Below are 21,482 nucleotides of genomic sequence, written 5' to 3' on the forward strand. Positions count from 1 at the left end.
GATACTGGACGTAGATGAACAAGATTCTGGTACCCATAGATTTTTCGGAATGTTCCGCCCATGCATTGGAGGTGGCCGCCACTTTGGCCAAGGAATCGGGAGCGAGTATCCTGGTACTTCATATGTTGGGACTATCGGAGGCTATCCTTACCAAGAACGAGGCCCAGGAATTTATGGAGGCCAAGTTTTATATGATGCTCACCAAAAAAAGGTTTGCCGAATTTTTGGACAAGGAATATCTGAAGGGTATCAGAGTGATGGAGATTGTACAGAACTATAAGATTTTTGAAGAGCTGAACAAGGTGGCGCTTGAACAAAATGTCGATTTAATCGTAATGGGTTCGCATGGGACGGGTGGTCTGGCAAAATTTTTTGTAGGTTCCAACACAGAAAAGGTAGTACGGACTTCGAGTGTCCCCGTACTTGTTATAAAGGAGCGCATTCAAGATTTTAAAGTGGACAAAGTCGTTTTTGCCTGTGATTTTAAGATAGAGGGCGTACCGGCTTACCATAGGGCCCTACAAATGTTCAGACCTTGGAATGCGGAGGTATTTCCGGTATACATCAACTTGCCCCATGTCCATTTTAAGAGTTCGGAGGAGATAGCCCGAGAAAAAGATTCGTTTTTACGTGTAGCACATCACGGGGATGTTCCTGGCCATATACAGGTAACACATCGGAACGATTATAGCACGGAAGAGGGCCTGTATAATTATGCCGAGGAACGTGGTGCGGACTTGATTGCCATTCCTACCCACGGCCGTAGGGGTCTATCCCATTTTTTTCAGGGGAGTATTGGGGAGGATTTGGCCAATCGTGCCAGTTTACCGGTTATGACCTTTAAAATCTAGAAGATGTTTTAGGATCTATTCCTGCTTCAGCAACAATTTTAGTTTAGAAAGGAGAACAAGTTCGGACTTATTGGCGCCCGCAAAGGAAACAGCAATGGCCCTGGCCGTCCTATAGATTTGTTCACGTATTTTTTTTGTAAATAAGGAACGGTGTTCCTTGAAGAAATACTTGAACTCCATGAAGTAGGTATCACCATCCGATTCTTCATTTTGCAACCAATCAAATACAATTTCAATTTGATATGCGGCATCGGTACCAAATTCGTCCTCTGTATCGTCTACATCCAACCACTGTTCGCGTACGGCTTCCCGTAACGCCATTACTTCCCTGGGCCTTACATTTTTGTCCGCCATGGCAACGGCATAGAAAAGCTTGCCCAAGTTTTGGTACATTTCGTTCTGAATATTTTCCTGATACGACATAGGATCCAATTTTAGAAATACATATAATGGTCGCAACTATTTGGTTGGGAATCCGGCGAAATTAAAGAAAATGCTCGCAATTTTCCAATTTCAGTTTTTGTAACGGAGCCTTGGTTTTCATAAGGGTCATTTCATACTTTTGGGAATAGGGGGTTCAAATTATTTGATAAACAATTCTTTCGAAATGATAAATATCAGCAAGATTCATTTTTTATTTGCCTTGATTTGCAGCAAACTTATACCGTAATGGCAAAAGGGAAAAATAAGGCGGTTTGGGGCATAGACATTGGAGGTACCTATACCAAGGTAGGCCTGGTTACCGAAGAAGGCGAAATTTTGGCTTCCAAAGAGTTTAGAACGGGTGCCAGGGAGCCTTTTTCTGTTTTTATGGAAAACTTGGAGCGGGAAATCAAGGGCTTAAAATCCGAAGTCACGGAACTACCCGAAATTGTGGCCATAGGAGTAGGGGCTCCCAATGCCAATTCCCTTACCGGAAATATAGAATACCCGCCCAACCTCAAATGGGGAGATATTATTCCCCTGGTAAAATCTATAGAAAAGGTTTTTGATTTGCCGGTTACCATCGCCAACGATGCCAATGCGGCCGCTTTGGGTCATTTAAAATTTGGCCCTGCCAAAGAAATGAGGAATTTTGTGGCGCTTACGTTGGGAACAGGCCTTGGAAGCGGTATTATCGTAAACGGTAAACTCTTATTGGGGGCACATGCCATGGCGGCGGAACTGGGCCATGTGAATGTGGATCCCAATGGCAGACATTGTAATTGCGGTTTGCAGGGTTGCCTGGAGACCTACGCCTCGGTAACCGGGATAAAGCGGACTGTTTTTGAACTTCTAGCCGATATGACCGAGGATTCGCCATTGCGAGGGGTCAGTTTTGACGAAATGACCGGAATAATGATTGCGGATGCGGCCTTGGAAGGTGATCCCGTGGCCTTGGAGGCTTTTGAACGAACCGGCTTTACCCTGGGCAATAAGATGGCGGACATAGCCGCTCATCTTGATCCCGAAGCAATAATCCTTTCCGGGGGACTTAGCAAAGCAGGGGATATTCTATTGAATCCTACCATTGCCAGTATGGAACATAACCTTTTTAACGCTTACCGAAATAAGATAAAGGTGTTGATCTACAATGCACCCAGCACCCATTCCGTTTTGGGGCCGGCAGCATTGGCCTTGTCATAACGATAGCAAAAAATCAGCGTTGTAACAAATGCTCCAAATGTTCACTATCCAAAACGTGCTCCGTTAATGTAAACACTTTTTTCCTGTTTTCCCGGACGCCCTTTATAAATTGGGAAATATGATCCTCCAATTCTTCGTGCTCAGTACGGAATTCATGGGCATTATTCTTAAATGGCTCTTCCATGATATTGGCCAAATGGGAAAGGTGCTCCTTTATCTTGCTTAAAAGGTCATTGCAGGTTTTGGAATCACCCAGGATACTTTGTCCTAGATTCCTTACAGCATCCAGATTTTCCTCTTTGGTAATCCAGATGAAGTATCGCTGCAAAAGCTTATGCAAAAATTTTAAATCGTCCCTATAAAAAAGTAGGTCGGACTTCCAGTGCTCTGTTAGCACATAAAGTTCCTGCCAGTCCGTATTCCTTATGTAGTCCCCTTTTGGCCTGCTTCGAAAATTTCCCATGGTCTTGCTTTTTTAGATTACTTAAAAATAGGGAAGATGGTATATGATTAATATGACTTTTGTCAGGGTAGTCATCTTAGTTTCCAGTGACCTACTCTTTATTTTTTTACATTTAGCGCATGCTTCATCCAAAGTATAAACGATATTTTAGGCAAACCTTGGCTTTTGGACTCATATGGTTGGCATTTGGTCTTATTTATGTACTTCTGGAGAAAGGTATTTTGGGTAGACTTACGATATACCCGAGCACCGGGGTGGAGTATGATTTTAAAAACGCCCTGATTCATGTTGGCATAGGAAGCTTTTTAGCCGGTTTGATTCAGGGGTGGATCGAGGTCACATGGCTGAGAAAGCATTTTGCAAAGAATAGATTTTGGGTGAAAATTTTATTTAAAAGTGCTTTCTACCTTCTGTTTCTTACGTTGTTCCTGATTTTATTGGCATTGATAACCAATGCACGCCGCCTTGGGATACCTATTTATGATCCGATAGCCTTTGAAAATGTATCGCAGTTCATAAGGAGTTTTGCATTCTGGAGCGTAATTATTTATGCAGCTGCCGGTTTGGATGTGGCATTATTCTATTCGGAGGCAAACGCTCACTTAGGGAATGGAGCGATCTATAACTATGCCCTGGGCAAATATCATAAACCCAAGCAGGAGACACGGATTTTTATGTTCCTGGACATGAAATCCTCAACATCCATTGCCGAAAAGTTGGGACATTTGGAATACTTCACCCTTCTGAAAATGTATTATGCGGATATGACAAATCCCATTTTAGAGACCCTAGGAGAGATTTATCAATATGTTGGGGATGAAATAGTAGTGACCTGGTCTCTAAAGAACGGATTGTACCATAATAACTGTTTGGAGTGTTTTCGTAAAATAGACAACAGATTCAAGAAAAGAAATGCATATTATTGGAAACGGTTTGGCGTAGTCCCAAGTTTTAAGGCGGGCTATCATGTAGGAGAGGTTACCGTAGGGGAAATCGGGATTATAAAAAAAGATATCATCTATACTGGAGATATATTGAATACAACATCACGCATTCAAGAGGAATGTAATGTATATAATGCCAAAACTTTGATTTCGAATGATTTGCTGAAGCTACTTTCCCAAAACGATACTTTTTTGTTTACCAAAATCGGCAATCTGATTTTGAAAGGAAAAACAGAGGCCATTGAACTGTTCCGTATGGATTTCGATTCATCCCCTTCCAAGGGCTAGGAAACCGTTACTTCAATGGTCCATAGAAACCTTACGAACTTAAAATCCGTCCATCACCCATTTCGATGATTCTGTCCGTTTTCTCGGCAAAATCGGTATCATGGGTCACGATTAACAAGGATAAATTACGTTCTTGTGCCAATGATTTAAAGATATCCATGACGTTCTCGGAATTATGGCTGTCCAGATTGCCCGTAGGTTCATCCCCCATGATAATGGCAGGGTCATTGATCAAGGCCCGTGCTATGGCCACACGTTGCTTTTGACCCCCGGAGATACGGGAAGCCAGTTTTTTGGCCTGGTCATCAATATGGAGCAATTTCAATTTCTCCATGGCATCATGCTCTATTTCCTGCAAGGATTTTAGCCCCAGTTTTTTGGCCGGTAGCATCACGTTCTCCAAGACGGTAAATTCGGATAGGAGATAGTGGAACTGGAAAACAAAACCGATATTCTGGTTACGGATCTTGGCCAATTCCTCATGATGCTTGCCCGTTACCTTTTCCCCGTTCAAAAAGAGCTCTCCTTCGTAATCCGTATCCATAGTGGATAGGATGTAGAGCAGCGTGGATTTTCCACAACCCGATTTTCCCATGATGGAGACGAATTCCCCATTTTTAATGCTAAAAACAATATCCTTAAGCACATGGAACAAAACAGGTTCCCTAAAATATTTGTTGATACCCCTGGCCTCCAAAATATTTTCCGTTCCCATGGCTACTGTCCTCTTATAATTTCGACCGGATCTATTTTTTGGGCCTTTCTTGCCGGAAGATACCCTGCCAAGAATGTGGATGCCATGGCGAAGGTAATTCCAATGACATAGTATCCCGGATTGTAATTTACAGGAAAGGTCTTTATGGTAGGCAATGCCTCTGTCTCAAACGGTAAGTTATCAATGACCACGGATATCCCATAACCTATGAAGAGCCCTAAAATACCGCCTACCAGACCAATTAGTATGGCTTGGCTGATAAAAATGTATTTTACATCCCTTCCGGAAAACCCCGTCGCCTTTAAGATGGCAATATCGTTCATCTTCTCATAAATGAGCATATTAAGGATGTTGTAGATTCCAAATCCGGCAACGATCAAGAGTGTAATAGAGACGGCATAGGTAATAAGGTTCCGAATGGCCGTACCTGTTTCAAATTGGGCATTGGCCGTCTTAATGTCCACTGCGGTGAGTCCAAACTGTCTTTCAATTTGATGGGCCATAGGGATCGCATCCTCAATATCGTGCAACTTTACATTGATGTCCGTAAAGTAATTTCTGGGTTCCCCCAGAATGCGCTGCGCTGTTTTTAAATTGGCAAAGCTTTGTACATTGTCCAACTCGGCGAGGCCGCTTTGATAAATGCCTACGATCTTTAAAGGGAAAAGATCGCCTCCGACCGTACTTATCTGAACGGTATTGCCCACATTCAAGGACATTTTTTTGGCCACCCCGGCACCTATGAGAATTCCGTTGTCCAGATTATCCAAAGCTTCCGGGCTTCCCTCTACTACATATTGTCCAAAGTTAAAAAGTCGTACTTCTTCCAGGACATCAATGCCCACAAGGTTTCCTCCCAGTTCAATAGAACCGGAGATGTAGAATATTTGGGCCTGCAATTGGGGAATGGCTCCTTTTACTTTGGGATTTTTGTTCAGTTGGTCCATAAGCGGTAGGGCATTATGGATTTTTCTTTGGGTGAACTTGGGTTTTATGGAACGAACCTTGGTAAAACTGTTTTTGATTTTATTATAGAGATCCACCGGTTGCCTTTCCGATGGTTTTATTTCGTTATAAATGTGTACATGGGGTGTACGGTCCAATATGAGACCGTCCAGGAGCCCATTAAGACCGGTCATGAAACTGACCAAAATGATAAATGTCCCGATACCGAAAGTGACGCCCAATGCGGCAATGGCCGTTTGCTTTATCCGGGAAAGCAGATGCGTCCGGGATATGCTCAATATGACCCTCCAATTGATCATGGTCCGGGTTTATAAATTTTGGTATTCTCATCGATACCTGATAGAATTTCTACCTTTTTCAAATTTCGAATACCAGGGATTACCTCTTGTGGGCCATCATCCGTCATAACCGTATTATCATCCATAAGATATTCCAGGGGAATGGTTAGAACGTTATCCTTTTGGGCCACAATGATATTGGCCTCCCCTGCAAGCCCAGGGTACAGTACCTCCGGCATCTGGTCAAAAATTGCCTCTACCTTGAAGGTTTGGGTCCGTTCGTCCTTTTTAGGATAAATCTTGTCTATTTTACCCTCAAAGACCGTATAGGAGTAGGCATCCAACGTAATCAACACGTTTTGCCCCTTTTTTAAGGCTACGATATCTACCTCGTCCACCAAAAGTTCCACAATGAAAACAGCGGAATTGCCCATACTGGCCAAGGGCTGTTGGACCGTAATAATTTCCCCCTCGTTTTTATGAATGGCATAGACCTTTCCATTGATCTTACTCGTTATGGTAAAATCTCCGGTATTGACGATAGCGGTCTGGTAGTTGTTTTTGGCCTGCTGCATCCGTGTCTGCAAATCGTTTTTTGTACGTGCATAGCTGTTTTGTAGTACTTGAAGATTGTTGAGGGAACTTTCAAACTGAAGTTTTCGGTTATCATACTCCGTATTGGAGCCTATCCCTTGCTCCCATAGACGTTTTTGGCGCATGAAATTAATAGAGTCATTATGAAATCTTAAGGTTGCCGTATGAAGTTCTTTTTCGAGCCCATCAAGTACTGCCGCATTCCCGTCGAGCTCTTCTTGTGCCAATTGCAGGTTCAACCTTGCGTTTTCCCGGTTGAGTTCCGGCATCTTGTTGAAAATTTGGAACAGGGGTTGTCCTTTGGAAACGGTATCTCCTTCTTCTACCAACTGTTTGTCCAAAATACCGGTTACGGAGGAGTACACTTCATAGAGACTGTCCGGTTGCACCAGCGCGGAGGCATAGACCGATTCTACCAAGGTAGTTTTTTCTGGGGTAATCCCTTCGTTATTGGAGTTACAAGAAACAATGAGAAGCGCTATGACGGAAATTGGAATTCGTTTTCTCATGGTATATCTAAAGGTCTTAAAATTACGAAACTTGCCAGTGTGTTTGTCCGAACCTGGGATTTTACGGTGATAAAAATTGAATAAACATGATATTTATCATCTTTTACATCTTTAGGGAAGCATAGATTAGCCCATAAAATGAATTCTATGAAGGAATTGGTAATGACCTTCAAGGACAGGATATCCAAAAACAGCATGCTGTTGGCCTGTATAGGCATTCTTTATTTATGGTTTGGGATGTTAAAATTCTTTCCTGGAGTGAGTCCGGCAGAGACCATAGCTATGGATACCATCCATGAGCTGACCTTGGGCCTTATGCGTCCTGATGTATCCTTGATCCTTTTGGCCATATGGGAAACGGGCCTAGGTCTTCTTTTGATTTTTGGTCTATTGAATCGGTTTGCCATATTACTGGCTTTGGTCCATATGATACTTACTTTTACTCCTTTTCTTTTTTTTCCGGAGCTTACGTTTACCCAAGCCCCTTTTGGTCTCACACTTTTGGGTCAATACATCATGAAAAACATAGTCTTTTTAGGTCTATTGGTCTTTTTGTTGGATAAGGAGCGGAAAAAGAAGAGATCGTCATAATCTAAAGACTATACAATGCTTCCTATTGTTTTAAACTTTCCATTAGTTCCTTGGTAATATCCTGAATTTCCTTTTTTGTAGCGGTGAAGACCAAAGTAAAATCTTGAAAGCTTTTTTGTAACCTTAAATGTATTTGTTGGGTCATACCCTGTTCATAATCCTCCTTGTCCATGGCCAGTGCCAATTGATACCGGTGCTCCCTTGTGTTGGCTAAAAGTTTGGAACAGTTATATTTCAAATCCTGAAAACGCATGACCTCTTCCCGAATTTCATCCAAGTTCTGATATTGTACCATATCCTCAAAAAACCGATCTAAAAGCTTTTGCAGAAACTGTAGCTCGTCCTTGTAAAATGATAGATAGGAAACCCAGTCATCGGTTTCCCAATATAATTTTTGCCAATCCATCTTGTTGCTTTTACCCATTTAAACTTGTTGAAACGATGGACTAAATTAGATAGGAATTCAAGTATCAAAAATGATTTTCGTCATACCATTTCAATATTGTTTTGTTGAACTTTTGCATTTCGGAAAAATGGGGGTAAACATGAATCCCGAACATACGGTATCGGTGATTAAAACACCTTTTGTGATAGGTGTTAAAGTGGTACGATTTAAAAGACTTTATATCGCTGGACAATTGGTAAACATTTAACTTTGTTATATGCGGGTCTTCGATAAAAACAGCAACATCTTTAGATTGCTTTCGGAATCTATCTTGCAAGGTATTCTTGTGGTGAACGAACAGCAGGAAATTGTCGCTTCCAACCAGCGTTCCGACGAACTTTTTGGATATGATAAGGACGAGCTTTTGGGCCAAAAATTGTCCATTCTCATTCCAAATACCCAAAGGGAAAAACACAAGAAATTGGCGGAGGGGGTTTATTGGGAAGATATCGGTATACGCAAAATGAAGGGAAGGAATTTATCTGGACTTCATAAAAATGGAGATCAAATTCCGCTACAGGTAGGATTAAGTCCTTTTTCGTTATATGGAAACAAATATGTACTTACCTTGATCGAGGATCTTTCTGAAATTAAGGAAAAGGATAACCAAATTTACGAGCTCAATACGCAGCTGGAAAAAAAAATAAGATTGCGTACGCAGGAGCTCCGGGATACCGTAGCCAAGCTTAAAAGGGAAGTAAAGCGAAGAAAGGAGGCCGAAGACAAAATAAAGGATGCCCTACAACGCGAAAGGGAATTGAACGACCTTAAGACCAAATTCCTTTCCTTGGTATCCCATGAATTCAAGACTCCCCTAAGTGGTATTCTTACTGCGGCAACCTTGGTAGGGAAGTACAATACGGAAGAGCAGCAGGAAAAAAGGGAAAAACACTTAAAGACCATAATTGCCGAAGTGCGTAGGCTTAATACCATTTTGACGGATTTCCTCTCCATTGAACGTTTGGAGCAAGGAAAGGAGGTATACCGATTATCGGATTTTTCTTTGAGCAAGGTAGTGAATGAGGTCATTTATGATGCCAATATGATTCTTAAGGATGGTCAAAAAATAAACTATCCACAAAATATAGATGATATCATCATTAGCCAGGATGAAAGGATCGTGGCACTTGCCCTTACCAATCTTTTGCACAATGCCATAAAGTATTCCCCCGAGGATACGGAAATAGATTTCCTTGTAAATATTTCCGAAAATAAAATTACCTTCCATATCAAGGATCAAGGAATCGGTATTCCCGAAGCCGATCAAAAGCACATTTTTGATAGATATTTTAGGGCGGAGAACGTGTTATTGACCCAGGGTACGGGCATTGGCCTTAATATTATTAAGGCCCATGTGGAAAATCTTGGAGGCAACATTTATTTTAAAAGTAAGGAGAATACCGGAAGTGTCTTTACCGTAGAGCTTCCTTTGGCAAAAGCCTAGGATTGCTTAATTTGTAGCTTTAATGGATTTTGTGAAGTGAAAATCCCAAAACCAATTGTTATGCCAAAAAAAGTACTCCTTATAGAGGATGATACCGTTCTGAGGGAGAATACGGCCGAACTTTTAGAACTATCCGATTATGAGGTAATTACCGCAGCAAATGGGAAAAAAGGAGTGGCCCTGGCAAAAAAGCATCTTCCGGACGTTATCATCTGTGATATCATGATGCCCGAATTGGATGGCTATGGAGTCCTGGAGACCTTATTTGAAAACGATACCACGAAGTCCATTCCCTTCATTTTCCTTTCTGCCAAGACCGAGAGAAGGGATATACGACAAGGAATGGAATTGGGTGCCGACGACTATTTGACCAAACCTTATGAGGAGTCCGAATTGATAGGGGCGATCGAAAGTAGATTGGCAAAAGTTGCAATCCTTCGTGAATCCGGTAAAAAGGATGAGGATGACGGTCATTTGTTCGAGGGAGGGATTAGAAACCTGAATGGGCTTAAAAACTATATTTATGATGAAGGCGAAGAGTTTTTTCATTCCCATGGAGAGCTGATCTACAGTGAAGGGAATCACTCCAACTGGGTATATTTGGTGATTTCGGGCATTGTGAAGACCCATAAGTTGGATGAGCATGGAAAGGAACTTATTACCGGAATCTACAAGCCGGACGACTTTTTCGGATTTACCTGCTTTACGGACAATATCCCCTATCATGAATATGCCACGGCCATGGAAGACACCAAAATGGCCGGTATTTCAAAACAGCGGTTAAAACAAATCTTGGAAGAAAACCATAAACTGGTCCTGGAGTTGGTTAGATTGCTGGCCGAAAATCTTTCCGATATTAAGGAACAATTGCTACAAATGGCCTACGGATCGGTCCGTAAGAAGACGGCCCACACTATTTTAAGGTTTGACGAAAAACTTCAAAAGGACGGTCAGGGCAATATCCATATTTTACGAAGCGACCTTGCGGGAGTGGCCGGTATGGCTACAGAAACCTTAATCCGTACACTTTCCGATTTTAAAAAGGAAGGCCTGATAACCATAGAGGATAGAAATATTAGAATACTGGATAAGGAAAGACTTTGCAACATCTCTTGATCTAACCGCTTTAACGGATTTCATGATCTAAATCATTTTTTGGTCGGTCTGGCTAAACTAGCTTTGCTGGAAACTACAAAACGGACCAATCATGTTACAGGTTTTATTGCCCACTGATTTTTCCGAGAATTCTTGGAATGCCATTGTATACGGCCTTGAATTACTGAAAAAATCCAAATGTACTTTTTACCTTTTGCATATTAATCCCGTGCCGCCCTATTCCGGGGCCAGCAGCTCTGTTCGTGTATCCCCGAAGCTTCTTGAGGAGACCATACTAAAAGATAGTCGAAAGAATCTACAATTGCTATTGGACCGTATTGAGAATCGTTTTGTAAATCAAGGACACACTTTTGTTACGATTGCGTTGTACGATTTTTTTGTGGATAGTATTAAGAGACAAGTAGAACAGAAAAAGATAGACTTGATAATCATGGGAACCAAAGGCGCCTCTGGTTTAAAAAAGGTGACCGTTGGAAGCAATACAGGGGATGTTATCACCAAGGTAAAATGCCCCTTGCTCGCCGTTCCCGAGAATGCGACTTATAGGATCCCAAAGGAAATAGTCTTTCCAACGGACTATCATCTAGGTTATGATCTAAAGGTATTGGACACTTTGATCGAGATGGTGAATACCCATGGATCGATATTACGAATACTACATATTTCCAAGAAGGGAGAGCAATTGAATGGGGAACAAGTTAAAAACAAAGAGTTCCTGGACGATTACCTTAAGGATGTGGAACATACTTTCCATTCGCTTACAGGCACAAAGTTGGAAACTGCAGTACAATGTTTTTCCGAGAGCAGGGACACGGATGTTGTTGCCATGGTGGCCAAAAACTTGAACTTTTTTCAGCGAATCCTTTTTAAACCAAGAATAGAGGAAATTAGTTATCATACGGAAATTCCTTTTTTGGTGTTGCATGAGTAATAGCCCTTAGGTTTGGCCAAACTGACTAAAATCATGGTTTTTGGGTGTTGGCGAATTTAATTTTGTTAACAAACGGTTATCATGAGAAAGATTTTGGTTCCTACGGATTTTTCGGAGAATGCATTCAATGCGCTTAAATATGCCTGCAGTGTTTTTAAATATGAAAAAAGTGAAATTTTCATTGTGCATGCCTACGCGGATGAAGTTTATGAAAAGGAAACATCCGTAAAGCGCAGTTTTTTGGAGAAGCTGAAAGAAACGACCCTTAAAAATTCCGAAAAGCACTTAAAAAGCATCCTGTTAAAGATAAAGACCCATTTTCCCAATCCTAAACATACTTATAAAACCGTTTCGGCTTTTGGTTCGTTGACGGATGAAGTCAATGATCTTGTAAATCGTGAAAACATGGATATCGTGGTCATGGGGACACGTGGGGAAACCAATGATCGCAAAATCATTTTTGGCACAAACACCCTACAGGTACTCAAATATGTCAATTGCCCTGTTCTGGCAGTTCCGGAAGGTTATGAGTATCAGGCACCCAAGGATGTGCTCTTCCCTACGGATTATATGGTCCCTTACAAAAGGAGGGAACTTAAATTGTTATGTGAAATCACGGGCTCCTTCAGGTCTACTATACATCTGCTATATATCAATCCGGTTAAAAAGCTTTCGCTACGTCAAGAGGACAACCAACAATTTCTTAAAGGGTGTCTCTCCAAGGCCGAATTGACGTTTGAGACCGTTTCAGAAAAGGATAAGACCATGGCCATTACCAAATACATTGTACATAAGGATATTGATATGCTGGTATTGGTGAATTCCAGACATTCTTATCTGGAAGATATGCTATACCAATCCACTATAGATAGAATAGGGTTACATATAAAGATTCCGTTTATGGTAATGCAAAACCTTTTTAGGTAATTCTGAACATCATAAAAGGATATGGGCATGTTTGTAAAAAGAAGTGAAAGGGAATCCTAGAATTTGAACATTTAAAGAATACATTATGAAACGAATTATATTGCCAACGGATTTTTCGGACAATGCCTATAATGCCATACAATATGCCCTTAAACTATTTAAGGAAAAGGAATGTACTTTTTATCTATTGCACACTTATACTCCGGCAATTTATCACTCGGAATATATGTTGCATAGTCCGGGGCAAATCGGTCTAGGTGATTTGTATCAGACCGATACCATGGTTCAGTTGGAGGAATTAAGGGATCGTATCCATAGGGAATTTAAAAACCCGAAGCATACCTTTTTTCTACATTCCGCCTTCAACACCCTGGTGGATGAAATTTCGGATACCATTGAAAATGAAAAAGCCGATTTGGTCATAATGGGCACACAAGGAGCAACGGGAGCCAAGGAAATCTTGATAGGTACCAATTCGGTACATGTAATCAAAAAAGCAACATGTCCGGTAATCCTTGTACCTTCAAGCTTTGAATATGAGAAGCCAAAGGAGATTTTGTTCCCGACCGATTACGAAGTGGACTATCAGCAAGAACATTTACAAGAGCTGGTAGATATCGCCCGCGAGCATATGAGTAGAATAGAAGTGCTACATGTATCACAAGGTTTGGATTTGAACGAGGAACAACTGACCCATAAAAAAAAGCTGAATGCTATTTTGACCGATGTCGCACATTTATTCCACGACCTGCCACAGCAACAGATAATAACGGCTATCAATAATTTTCAACTTAAAATGAGGAAGAATCTTTTGGTAATGATCCAGAACAAGCACACTTTTTTGGAACGTTTGTTTATTGAGCCCATCATCAAAAAAATCGGTTTTCATGTTACCATTCCGTTCATGGTAATACCACCCTACAAAAAAAATGAAAAATGAAAAACATCCTGGTTCTTACCGATTTTTCGGATAATGCATACCATGCATTGTTTTATGTTTCCAAGCTTTTTGATCAAAACGAATGTAATTTTTTTCTATTGAATGCCTATGGGGAAGGACCATCGCGGTCAGATAAACTTTTAAGTGGGGGAGAGGAAACGGTGACCTTGGCGAAAAAGAGGTCCAAGGAAGGTTTGGAGAAAGTATTTCACAGAATAAACTTGGATAACCCTAATCCCAGGCATCAGTATCAAAGGCTTTCCAAAAATAGGGATCTCATGGCCGCCGTAAAGAAAGCCATAAAAGAGTTTAAAATAGATTTAGTGGTCTTGGGAAACAAAGGAACTACCGGTCTAATTTCCGTTTTTTGGGGGAGCAATACTATCAAGGTCATGACTACCGTAAAGGAATGCCCTATTTTGGCTGTTCCGACCGAGAAGGAATTTACAACCCCTTCCGAGATAGCTTTTGCCACGAATTATAAAAGGACTTTTGATGCCAAGGTGATGGCTCCCGTACGTTTTATGACCTCCCTTTGCAACGCTGCCGTAAGAGTAGTTCATATAAACGAAGAGAAACGCCTAAATAAGTTTCAGGAATCGAATTTGAATACCCTGATTACCTATTTAAAACCTTTGGAGCATACCGTACATTGGATGCCGAACTTCACTAGTAAGACAAAGGCCATACAGGTGTTTTTGGATGAATTGAACATTGGAATGTTGGCAATGGTCAATTACGAACATAGCTTTCTGGAATTTCTATTACGGGAGCCGGTCATTCAAAAAATGACGTTCCATATCACGATTCCATTTTTGGTAATCCCTGGGGACTGATTCTAATCATAGGAGGTTCCTTGTCCCGGCTTTAATTTTATGGAAACAATAAAAATAATGCTATGGACAAAAGAATTTTACTGCCAACGGATTTTTCCAAGAATGCCTTAAACGCTATTCGATATGCGTTAAGCCTATACGGGAATCAGCGTTGCGATATTTATTTTTTAAATGCCTATCAGGTACATGGGTATTCTATTGACAGTATGATGGTACCGGAACCTGGGGAAAAGTTTTATGAAGCTGCCAAAAAAAGATCCGAGGAAGGGTTTGAAAAACTGAAGGAGATTCTAAAACTACACGGGCAAAATGAAAAGCACACGTATCATACGATATCAACCTACAATTCCCTGCTTTATGCTATCAAAAACACTATTGCCAAAAAAGATATAGATATTGTGGTCATGGGAACCAAAGGAGCCACCGGCTCCGATACCATTTTATTTGGCACCAATACTGTGGACGCTATGGAGAGGATAACCGAATGCCCTGTAATGGCCATACCGGAACAGGTTACCTTTGCTACACCTAAAGAAATTGTTTTCCCTACGGATTATATCACTGGGTTTAAACGCAGGGAGTTAAATCATCTTAAGGAAATTTCCAAGCTGCACGGTTCCTTTATTAGGGTATTGCATATAAAAGAGAATCCGGAGCTCAGTCGCATTCAAGAAAGCAATAAAATTCTATTGGAAGCTATATTGGAAGACGTAAACCATAGCTTTCATATGCTAAATGATATTAAAGTACATACGGGAATAGCCGCCTTCATAGAAAGTAGGGGTAGTGATATGATCGCCTTTGTAAATAGAAAACATCGTTTTTTTGGTAGTATGCTCTCAAAACCTTTGGTGAAACAGTTGGGCTATCACTCCCGTATTCCGATCCTGGCCTTGAACGATTATTCATAAAATGAGTGTACCTGTATATACCGTCCATAGCTTCTGCTTTGAGAAAGTCACCCTTGGACAATGCAATGTACGATTGGTCAATGGACGGGAATATTAGGGTAGATTTGAAAATGGAAACAACAACAAATGAAGAATATTGGAATCTGGATAGATAAGGAAAAGGCACATATTGTGGTGTGTACGGAAAAGGGAGAAAAAATTAGCACGCTTCAATCCAATGTGGAGTTTTATAACCCCAAAGGAGGTTCGCGGTCCAAGACACGTTGGGGTCCCCAGGATGTGGTACAGGATAGTAAATATTTAGAAAGGGAAAAACATCAGCTTAAGGCCTATTTTAAGGATTTGGCCAAGACGGTAATGGATGCCGATGCCTTGGCCATTTTTGGGCCTGCGGAAACCGGGGAAAAATTTGAAAAAGAGCTTTTGGAAAAATACCCCCAATTGGCCATAAAGATTAAAACAGTAACCCGGGTGGACAGCATGACAAATAATCAGGTAAAGGCTTTGGTTCGGGATTTTTTTAAGAAAGATAGGGATTAGATAAAATTTGTTTCGAAAATGGGAAAAGCCAAATTGAAGTCAGATCAGCTTAGGAAGCGTAAAAAGATCGAGGAATTACATAGGTCTTCCCAACAATGGAAATCCATGTTGCTATTCATAGAGGATGAGATGATTTTTATAGACCGATTGTTGAACTCTTATGTTTTTGAACCGGATACCCCGAATCTCTTTGAACGGCTACAGGACTATTTACGCCGGTTAAAGGAATCAAAGTCGAAAAAGAGTCTCGTCAAACACAACATTTCGAATCATGAAAACCACCTTGGAGGAATACTGGAATGCAAGGATGCCGTTTGCGATGAGGAATACTACCGGAAGCATGATACATTAGGGACGGAGGTCATGGAATTTGTAAGCGAATTTCAAGACCTGAAATCGGAAATCTTCAACTATGCCGGAGGCATCCTTAAAAAACGAAGACCAAGGACTAAGGAATAATGGTATTGACAAAAACCTGCTTATGGGGCCCGGTTTCATAGGAATTAGGGATGTGCAACTGATCATAATCATTTCAAACCATGTGCAATACCAATAACTTAGGGGAACAGAATAAGTAATAACCCAAAAAAACAAGAAACTATGTCACTCATTGAATTCACAAAGAACCGATGGCCATGGAACTACGGTTTGACCGATTTCTTGAACAGGGAAGATTTTTTTAACAATGATTTCTTCAATCTGGAAAAATCATCCCCTGCCATGAATGTAAAAGAGCGCGAGGATGATTTTGAAATTGAATTGGCCTCTCCCGGATTTGACAAGAAAGACTTTAAAATTTCGTTGGAGGACCATATTTTGGAAGTGTCCGCTGAAAAGGAAAAGGAAGAAACCGAGAAGGATAATGAGTATACCCGTAAGGAATTCAATTATCGTTCATTTAGACGAGCCTTGCAACTGCCCAAAACCATTGACGAATCCAAGGATGTTAAGGCCACTTATAAAAATGGAATCCTAAGGTTGAACCTTCAAAAAAGGGAAAATACCAAAGAGAAAGCCAAAAAAAAGATTGAGGTTATTTAACCTCTTGTTTAAAGCGGTAAACAGAACTGTCCCTGTCTGCCGCTTTTTAAGACTTTAGCTATGAACGCACAACAAAAAACATACAAATATATCAAGTGGATCAGTCCACAGGAAATGCATGAGGTTTCCCTGTCCTGGTTTTCGGAATTGAGTTTTGTACGGGATGAGCAGCTATTTCTCAACGATTTGGTAAAATCTTATACCTTGCAATTAACGGATGTTACTATATTTGATGAGAGTAGGCGAATAATTACCGCAATTTCCAAGGCCGAAAAGGAAGTAGTCGTTTTGCTTAAGAAAGTGCAGGCGCATGAAAACCAATTGGAAATAATGGTAGACGATATAGACCAACCCAAGATGGAAAAGGCCTATAGGGAAACGCATCGGGATCTGTTAACGGAAATTGAGGCTTATCTACGCGAATACAGAAGCCTAAAAAGCAGTTTGTTCCGGCTTATTTCCAAAGTAATGAAAAAAGAGAAACGTAAACGACTACTTAACTAAACCTAAATAAATAAACCAAGCCATGAAAAAGGCACTTCTACTTCTTTTACTGGTTTTGACCGGTTGTTCTGCAGCACAATTGGTCAATAATTGGAAAAACCCGGACATTGTTCTGTTTCATGCGAATAAAGTACTTATTGTGGGTATGGCCCCCAATGAAGAGGCAAGAGAGGCTTTTGAGAGCAAGATGCAACGGGAGTTTACAAAAAGAGGGGTGGAATCCGTTCGAAGTCTGGATCTGTTCGATGTGGAATTTACGGCATCGGCGCGATCGGACGACGAAATTTTGAGAGTGGAGCAGCAACTGCTCGATAAGGATTTTGATGCCATACTGTTCAATAAGGTGGTAGGTTCTCAGGACAAGCAGACGTTTAGAAGGAAAATAAAAGGTATGAACCAGCTTTTCCGAACTTTTTCAGATGATTATAAAGGACATCAGGATATTTATTACGATGAGGATTATTACGATGGATTTACCGTATACCATGTAGAAACATCACTGTTTTGTATCTGTGTTGATAAGGAAATGGAACTGATTTGGAGAGGGGCCATAGATATTACCGACCCGGCCAATATGGATAAGACCATTAATGACTACATAAAATTGGTAGTTCTGGCCATGGAGGAGCAGGACCTTATTTTTTATAAAGGCTCGAACAATGAAGTTACCGGTCTTTAGCATCAAGGGTTTTGAATAGGGGTTTTTGGATAGAAGCCAATAGAAAAACCCGTTAAATTACCTAAGCCTAGGCTTTTTGAGGGATTGGATGGCATACATGTTCATGTACTTATGCCTGCAAACGTTTTTATAGCAACGGACTAAAAATTTTGGCGGCCCCTTCCTTAAGCCGTTCGGTCATAGGTCTTCCTTTAAACGTGTGATAATCAATTTGGCTACTTATTTCACAATCCCGGATAAAGTCCTTTTTTAGTTCACATGCCATAGTCTCGCCATATGTCAAAACATTGATTTCATAGTTTTGCTCAAAACTTCTAACATCCAGATTTGCCGTTCCTATGGAGGTCAACCGATCATCCGAAATAATGACCTTGCTATGTAGAAATCCCTCAGGGTAGAGATAGATTTTTACTCCCGCCCTTAGCATATCCTCAAAGTAGGAACGTACGCTCCATTTCACCAGACGGCTATCCGATTTGGTGGACAAGAGCAAGCGCACATCTACACCGGACAGGGCGCATACCTGTAATGCTTCCAATAACGCCTCTCCGGGAACGATGTACGGGTTAATGATGTAAACATATTGTGTAGCTGAATTGACTATGGAAAAATAAAGCTGTCGAATGGAAGCAAAATCCGAATCGGGCCCACTGGCTACAACTTGGGCAAAGGACTGACCTACCGGGGTTTCCTCCAAAAAATATTCTGCGGAGAGGACATCCTCCGTACCACTGGCAAAACACCAATCCATGGCAAAGACCGCTTCCAGGCTCCTTACCAGAGGGCCTTTGATCAGTAAATGGGTATCTAGCCACATGCCCAGATCGGGATCACCTTTTATGTATTTATCTGAAATATTAATTCCGCCCGTAAAACCTATCTTCCCGTCCACCACCACAATCTTTCTGTGGTTCCTATAATTGAGAGAGGACAGAAATTTCCCGAACCGCATGGGTAAGAAGCTGGCCACTTCTATTCCTGAACTTTCCAAGGATTGTATAAAGGCCCGACTCAATTCCCAGCTTCCGAAGCCATCGTATAAAAAGCGTACTTTGATGCCTTCCTTTACCTTGCGTCCCAATAGTTCAAGGAAACTATCTGCCAATTCACCCTCTTCAAAAATGTAGTATTGGATATGGATGTATTTTTCTGCGTTTTCCAAGGCATTAAAAATGGCCTCATAGGTAGACGGCCCGTTTTTGAGTGGTAAGAGCGAATTGCCGGCACTGGGAAGAAACATTGAGCTTTTGGTCAAAAGTTTTACCAATTTAATGTGTTCCCTGGCATGTGGTGGTAGCATCTTGGCTTCATCCAATTTTTGATAATAATCCTCTACCTTGTGGAGGTATTCGGATATTCCGGGAGTCTTTCTTAATTCGAAAAATTTGTTTTTTCTTTTATTTCTCCCGAGGACGAAGTAGAAAAGGATACCACCCACGGGAATGGTAAATATGGCCAACAACCAGGCCAGGGTCTTGGTAGGCCTGGCGCCATTGACCAATAACCCCATAACAAGGCCAATGGCTGTAAGAAAGTACAATACCAGTAGTATGGTCAAAAACATAAAGCCGCTAATTGGACGGTATGAAGGTAGGCAATGCAGTTCATTATCGCCTATGATTTTGATCATTTTGGGGATGCCCGGTAGGAAGACATCGGTCAGAATAACTTTTCACAAATTAAGTGTAAGGTTTTTTGCAAAAAACCTACTTTTGTCCTAGGTAAATTTAAGATAAGGATTTTTGAATATGTCGGAGAAAATAGAAAGATTAAAAACAGTAATAATAGGCTCGGGTCCCGCAGGCTATACTGCCGCTATTTATGCGGCCAGGGCAGATTTAAAACCGGTCATGTATACGGGCATGGAACCCGGAGGGCAATTGACCACAACCACGGAAGTGGATAATTTTCCCGGATATCCCGAAGGTATAGATGGGCCTACCATGATGGTTCAATTGCAACAACAGGCCGAGCGCTTTGGTACGGATGTACGTATTGGAATGGTAACTGCGGTAGAATTGAGCGACGAAATTGGCGGTATCCACAAATTGACCATAGATGATGACAAGGTAATAGAAGCGGAGACTGTAATCATCTCTACAGGAGCTTCGGCCAAATACCTTAACCTTCCCAGTGAGCAGCGTTTACGAGGTGGAGGCGTTTCGGCCTGCGCCGTGTGTGATGGGTTCTTTTACAAAGGGCAGGATGTGGCCATTGTTGGGGGAGGTGACACTGCTGCCGAGGAGGCTTCCTATTTGGCCAACATCTGTAATAAGGTTACGATGTTGATACGAAAGGATCATATGCGGGCTTCCAAGGCCATGCAGCATAGGGTCAACAGTTTAAAGAATATCGATGTCCGCTACAATACTGAAATCGATGAGGTTTTGGGAGATCAGGTCGTCGAGGGTCTTCGTATGGTAAACAACCAGACCGGAAAAAAAGAGGAAATAGCCATTACAGGATTATTTATTGCCATTGGACATACGCCCAATACAGGCATTTTTAAAGGGCAGTTGGATATGGACGAAACCGGTTATATCCTTACCCAAGGAAAATCCACCAAGACCAATAAACCTGGGGTTTTTGCAAGTGGTGATGCCCAGGATAAGGAATATAGGCAGGCAGTGACCGCGGCGGGTACGGGCTGTATGGCGGCCTTGGATGCCGAGCGTTATCTTGCTACGGTGGAGACTCCGCAAGAGGTAGTCTAAGGATACTTTGTTTATAATAAAATAAAAGGCCGCTGACAAGAACAGCGGCCTTTTCATTTTGTGAACTTGAATCATTAATCGATTCGTTGATAATTTTCGGAAAAAGTCCGGTTCCCGTCCTCATCATAGGATATTTGACTATATGAATTGGGATGTAACTGTAGTTCAAACTTGAATACCTCAATAGTGTCCACAACGCCCATCATTACCTTGGAGCCATATTCCAGTCGTTCCTGCAAAGTGTCCATGGTATTGCTATAGGTGCCAAAACCAAACCACTCATTAGGGTCGTCCGGAGAATAGCGGGTCCACATTACTTTTCCCTTACTATAAATCTTTACCTGTCTGTATCCATTGACATTTGGAATAGTGTCGGATACGTTTATTCCATCGTAATTAAAACGGTTGATGAGTTCCCAAGTTCCTTCCAAAGAGGGTTCCGATTGTTGTTCGGATGTTGTCATGTGGGTAGCGGATACCAAGAACAACATCAAAAAAATTAAGGCGAGTAACTTTTTCATGGTTGTGTTCTTTTATGTTAGCGATTATTCAGTGTATCAAAAGTTACGAAATTTTTTGTTAAATCCATAATGATACCACCTTAATAATGAGAAATCATTAATACCGTA

At 41.3% G+C, this 21,482-nt stretch carries 25 protein-coding genes; 17 read left to right on the plus strand and 8 right to left on the minus strand.

What is annotated here, in order from left to right:
- The first annotated feature begins 14 nt into the window (after nucleotides 1-14).
- The gene (locus ACO06Y_RS13540) at nucleotides 15-851 is read left to right on the plus strand and encodes a universal stress protein (RefSeq protein WP_422079513.1); all 837 of its coding nucleotides are present in this window, start codon (nucleotides 15-17) and stop codon (nucleotides 849-851) included.
- 15 nt (nucleotides 852-866) lie between these two features.
- Here ACO06Y_RS13540 and ACO06Y_RS13545 read toward each other — a convergent pair whose 3' ends face one another.
- Nucleotides 867-1,274, minus strand: coding sequence for a hypothetical protein (locus tag ACO06Y_RS13545; protein ID WP_422079514.1), 408 nt, complete (start codon nucleotides 1,272-1,274; stop codon nucleotides 867-869).
- A gap of 246 nt (nucleotides 1,275-1,520) precedes the next feature.
- Between ACO06Y_RS13545 and ACO06Y_RS13550 the strand changes: the two genes are divergently transcribed.
- Nucleotides 1,521-2,477: an ROK family protein gene (locus ACO06Y_RS13550; protein WP_422079515.1), complete on the plus strand. Its 957-nt coding sequence runs from the start codon at nucleotides 1,521-1,523 to the stop codon at nucleotides 2,475-2,477.
- Nucleotides 2,478-2,490: 13 nt separating this feature from the next.
- Here the strand turns inward: ACO06Y_RS13550 and ACO06Y_RS13555 are convergent, their stop codons facing one another.
- Entirely contained in the window at nucleotides 2,491-2,940 is a 450-nt protein-coding gene (locus ACO06Y_RS13555; RefSeq protein WP_422079516.1) for a hypothetical protein, read from the minus strand.
- Between the two features lie 119 nt (nucleotides 2,941-3,059).
- On the opposite strand from ACO06Y_RS13555, the gene ACO06Y_RS13560 reads away from it, so the two are divergent.
- Nucleotides 3,060-4,172, plus strand: coding sequence for an adenylate/guanylate cyclase domain-containing protein (locus tag ACO06Y_RS13560; protein WP_422079517.1), 1,113 nt, complete (start codon nucleotides 3,060-3,062; stop codon nucleotides 4,170-4,172).
- Nucleotides 4,173-4,203: 31 nt separating this feature from the next.
- On the opposite strand, the gene ACO06Y_RS13565 is transcribed toward ACO06Y_RS13560, so the two are convergent.
- From ACO06Y_RS13565 to ACO06Y_RS13575, 3 genes are read right to left on the minus strand one after another with little or no spacing between them, the layout of a single operon-like run.
- Nucleotides 4,204-4,887 carry an ABC transporter ATP-binding protein gene (locus ACO06Y_RS13565; RefSeq protein ID WP_422079518.1) on the minus strand — a complete coding sequence of 228 codons (684 nt, stop codon included), beginning with the start codon at nucleotides 4,885-4,887 and terminating at the stop codon, nucleotides 4,204-4,206.
- A 2-nt stretch (nucleotides 4,888-4,889) separates the two neighbouring features.
- A complete protein-coding gene (locus ACO06Y_RS13570; protein ID WP_422079519.1) occupies nucleotides 4,890-6,152 on the minus strand; it encodes an ABC transporter permease in 1,263 nt (420 codons plus the stop codon).
- Entirely contained in the window at nucleotides 6,149-7,234 is a 1,086-nt protein-coding gene (locus ACO06Y_RS13575) for an efflux RND transporter periplasmic adaptor subunit (protein WP_422079520.1), read from the minus strand. The genes ACO06Y_RS13570 and ACO06Y_RS13575 overlap by 4 nt, the downstream gene beginning before the upstream one ends.
- Before the next feature lie 147 nt (nucleotides 7,235-7,381).
- Between ACO06Y_RS13575 and ACO06Y_RS13580 the strand changes: the two genes are divergently transcribed.
- Complete coding sequence (locus tag ACO06Y_RS13580; protein ID WP_422079521.1) at nucleotides 7,382-7,825, plus strand: DoxX family membrane protein; 444 nt, start codon at nucleotides 7,382-7,384, stop codon at nucleotides 7,823-7,825.
- Between the two features lie 22 nt (nucleotides 7,826-7,847).
- Here ACO06Y_RS13580 and ACO06Y_RS13585 read toward each other — a convergent pair whose 3' ends face one another.
- Complete coding sequence (locus ACO06Y_RS13585) at nucleotides 7,848-8,249, minus strand: hypothetical protein (RefSeq protein WP_422079522.1); 402 nt, start codon at nucleotides 8,247-8,249, stop codon at nucleotides 7,848-7,850.
- A gap of 238 nt (nucleotides 8,250-8,487) precedes the next feature.
- On the opposite strand from ACO06Y_RS13585, the gene ACO06Y_RS13590 reads away from it, so the two are divergent.
- The 12 genes from ACO06Y_RS13590 (at nucleotide 8,488) to ACO06Y_RS13645 (ending at nucleotide 18,139) form a co-directional block, all read left to right on the plus strand.
- Nucleotides 8,488-9,714, plus strand: coding sequence for a PAS domain-containing sensor histidine kinase (locus ACO06Y_RS13590; protein ID WP_422079523.1), 1,227 nt, complete (start codon nucleotides 8,488-8,490; stop codon nucleotides 9,712-9,714).
- Nucleotides 9,715-9,774: 60 nt separating this feature from the next.
- Complete coding sequence (locus ACO06Y_RS13595) at nucleotides 9,775-10,830, plus strand: response regulator (protein ID WP_422079524.1); 1,056 nt, start codon at nucleotides 9,775-9,777, stop codon at nucleotides 10,828-10,830.
- 91 nt (nucleotides 10,831-10,921) lie between these two features.
- Nucleotides 10,922-11,761: a universal stress protein gene (locus ACO06Y_RS13600; RefSeq protein WP_422079525.1), complete on the plus strand. Its 840-nt coding sequence runs from the start codon at nucleotides 10,922-10,924 to the stop codon at nucleotides 11,759-11,761.
- A gap of 81 nt (nucleotides 11,762-11,842) precedes the next feature.
- Nucleotides 11,843-12,688 (plus strand): universal stress protein, encoded by an 846-nt coding sequence (locus ACO06Y_RS13605; RefSeq protein WP_422079526.1) that lies wholly within the window; start codon nucleotides 11,843-11,845, stop codon nucleotides 12,686-12,688.
- Between the two features lie 85 nt (nucleotides 12,689-12,773).
- Nucleotides 12,774-13,628 carry a universal stress protein gene (locus tag ACO06Y_RS13610; protein ID WP_422079527.1) on the plus strand — a complete coding sequence of 285 codons (855 nt, stop codon included), beginning with the start codon at nucleotides 12,774-12,776 and terminating at the stop codon, nucleotides 13,626-13,628.
- The gene (locus ACO06Y_RS13615) at nucleotides 13,625-14,464 is read left to right on the plus strand and encodes a universal stress protein (protein WP_422079528.1); all 840 of its coding nucleotides are present in this window, start codon (nucleotides 13,625-13,627) and stop codon (nucleotides 14,462-14,464) included. The genes ACO06Y_RS13610 and ACO06Y_RS13615 overlap by 4 nt, the downstream gene beginning before the upstream one ends.
- 62 nt (nucleotides 14,465-14,526) lie before the next feature.
- The gene (locus tag ACO06Y_RS13620) at nucleotides 14,527-15,375 is read left to right on the plus strand and encodes a universal stress protein (RefSeq protein ID WP_422079529.1); all 849 of its coding nucleotides are present in this window, start codon (nucleotides 14,527-14,529) and stop codon (nucleotides 15,373-15,375) included.
- A gap of 126 nt (nucleotides 15,376-15,501) precedes the next feature.
- Nucleotides 15,502-15,915 (plus strand): hypothetical protein, encoded by a 414-nt coding sequence (locus tag ACO06Y_RS13625; RefSeq protein ID WP_422079530.1) that lies wholly within the window; start codon nucleotides 15,502-15,504, stop codon nucleotides 15,913-15,915.
- Between the two features lie 18 nt (nucleotides 15,916-15,933).
- Nucleotides 15,934-16,374 carry a hypothetical protein gene (locus ACO06Y_RS13630; RefSeq protein ID WP_422079531.1) on the plus strand — a complete coding sequence of 147 codons (441 nt, stop codon included), beginning with the start codon at nucleotides 15,934-15,936 and terminating at the stop codon, nucleotides 16,372-16,374.
- Between the two features lie 141 nt (nucleotides 16,375-16,515).
- Nucleotides 16,516-16,956, plus strand: a complete 441-nt coding sequence (locus ACO06Y_RS13635; RefSeq protein ID WP_422079532.1) for an Hsp20/alpha crystallin family protein — start codon at nucleotides 16,516-16,518, stop codon at nucleotides 16,954-16,956.
- A gap of 60 nt (nucleotides 16,957-17,016) precedes the next feature.
- The gene (locus ACO06Y_RS13640) at nucleotides 17,017-17,460 is read left to right on the plus strand and encodes a hypothetical protein (RefSeq protein ID WP_422079533.1); all 444 of its coding nucleotides are present in this window, start codon (nucleotides 17,017-17,019) and stop codon (nucleotides 17,458-17,460) included.
- A 22-nt stretch (nucleotides 17,461-17,482) separates the two neighbouring features.
- Complete coding sequence (locus tag ACO06Y_RS13645) at nucleotides 17,483-18,139, plus strand: hypothetical protein (RefSeq protein WP_422079534.1); 657 nt, start codon at nucleotides 17,483-17,485, stop codon at nucleotides 18,137-18,139.
- A 127-nt stretch (nucleotides 18,140-18,266) separates the two neighbouring features.
- Here ACO06Y_RS13645 and cls read toward each other — a convergent pair whose 3' ends face one another.
- Nucleotides 18,267-19,769 (minus strand): cardiolipin synthase, encoded by a 1,503-nt coding sequence (gene cls / locus ACO06Y_RS13650; RefSeq protein ID WP_422079535.1) that lies wholly within the window; start codon nucleotides 19,767-19,769, stop codon nucleotides 18,267-18,269.
- A 118-nt stretch (nucleotides 19,770-19,887) separates the two neighbouring features.
- Here cls and trxB point away from each other — a divergent pair, with 118 nt between their 5' ends.
- Nucleotides 19,888-20,853 carry a thioredoxin-disulfide reductase gene (gene trxB, locus ACO06Y_RS13655; RefSeq protein ID WP_422079536.1) on the plus strand — a complete coding sequence of 322 codons (966 nt, stop codon included), beginning with the start codon at nucleotides 19,888-19,890 and terminating at the stop codon, nucleotides 20,851-20,853.
- Between the two features lie 74 nt (nucleotides 20,854-20,927).
- Here the strand turns inward: trxB and ACO06Y_RS13660 are convergent, their stop codons facing one another.
- Nucleotides 20,928-21,374, minus strand: coding sequence for a hypothetical protein (locus tag ACO06Y_RS13660; RefSeq protein ID WP_422079537.1), 447 nt, complete (start codon nucleotides 21,372-21,374; stop codon nucleotides 20,928-20,930).
- Between the last annotated feature and the right edge of the window lie 108 nt (nucleotides 21,375-21,482).

The organism is Ulvibacterium sp. (genome assembly GCF_965228935.1).
GTDB lineage: Bacteria > Bacteroidota > Bacteroidia > Flavobacteriales > Flavobacteriaceae > Ulvibacterium.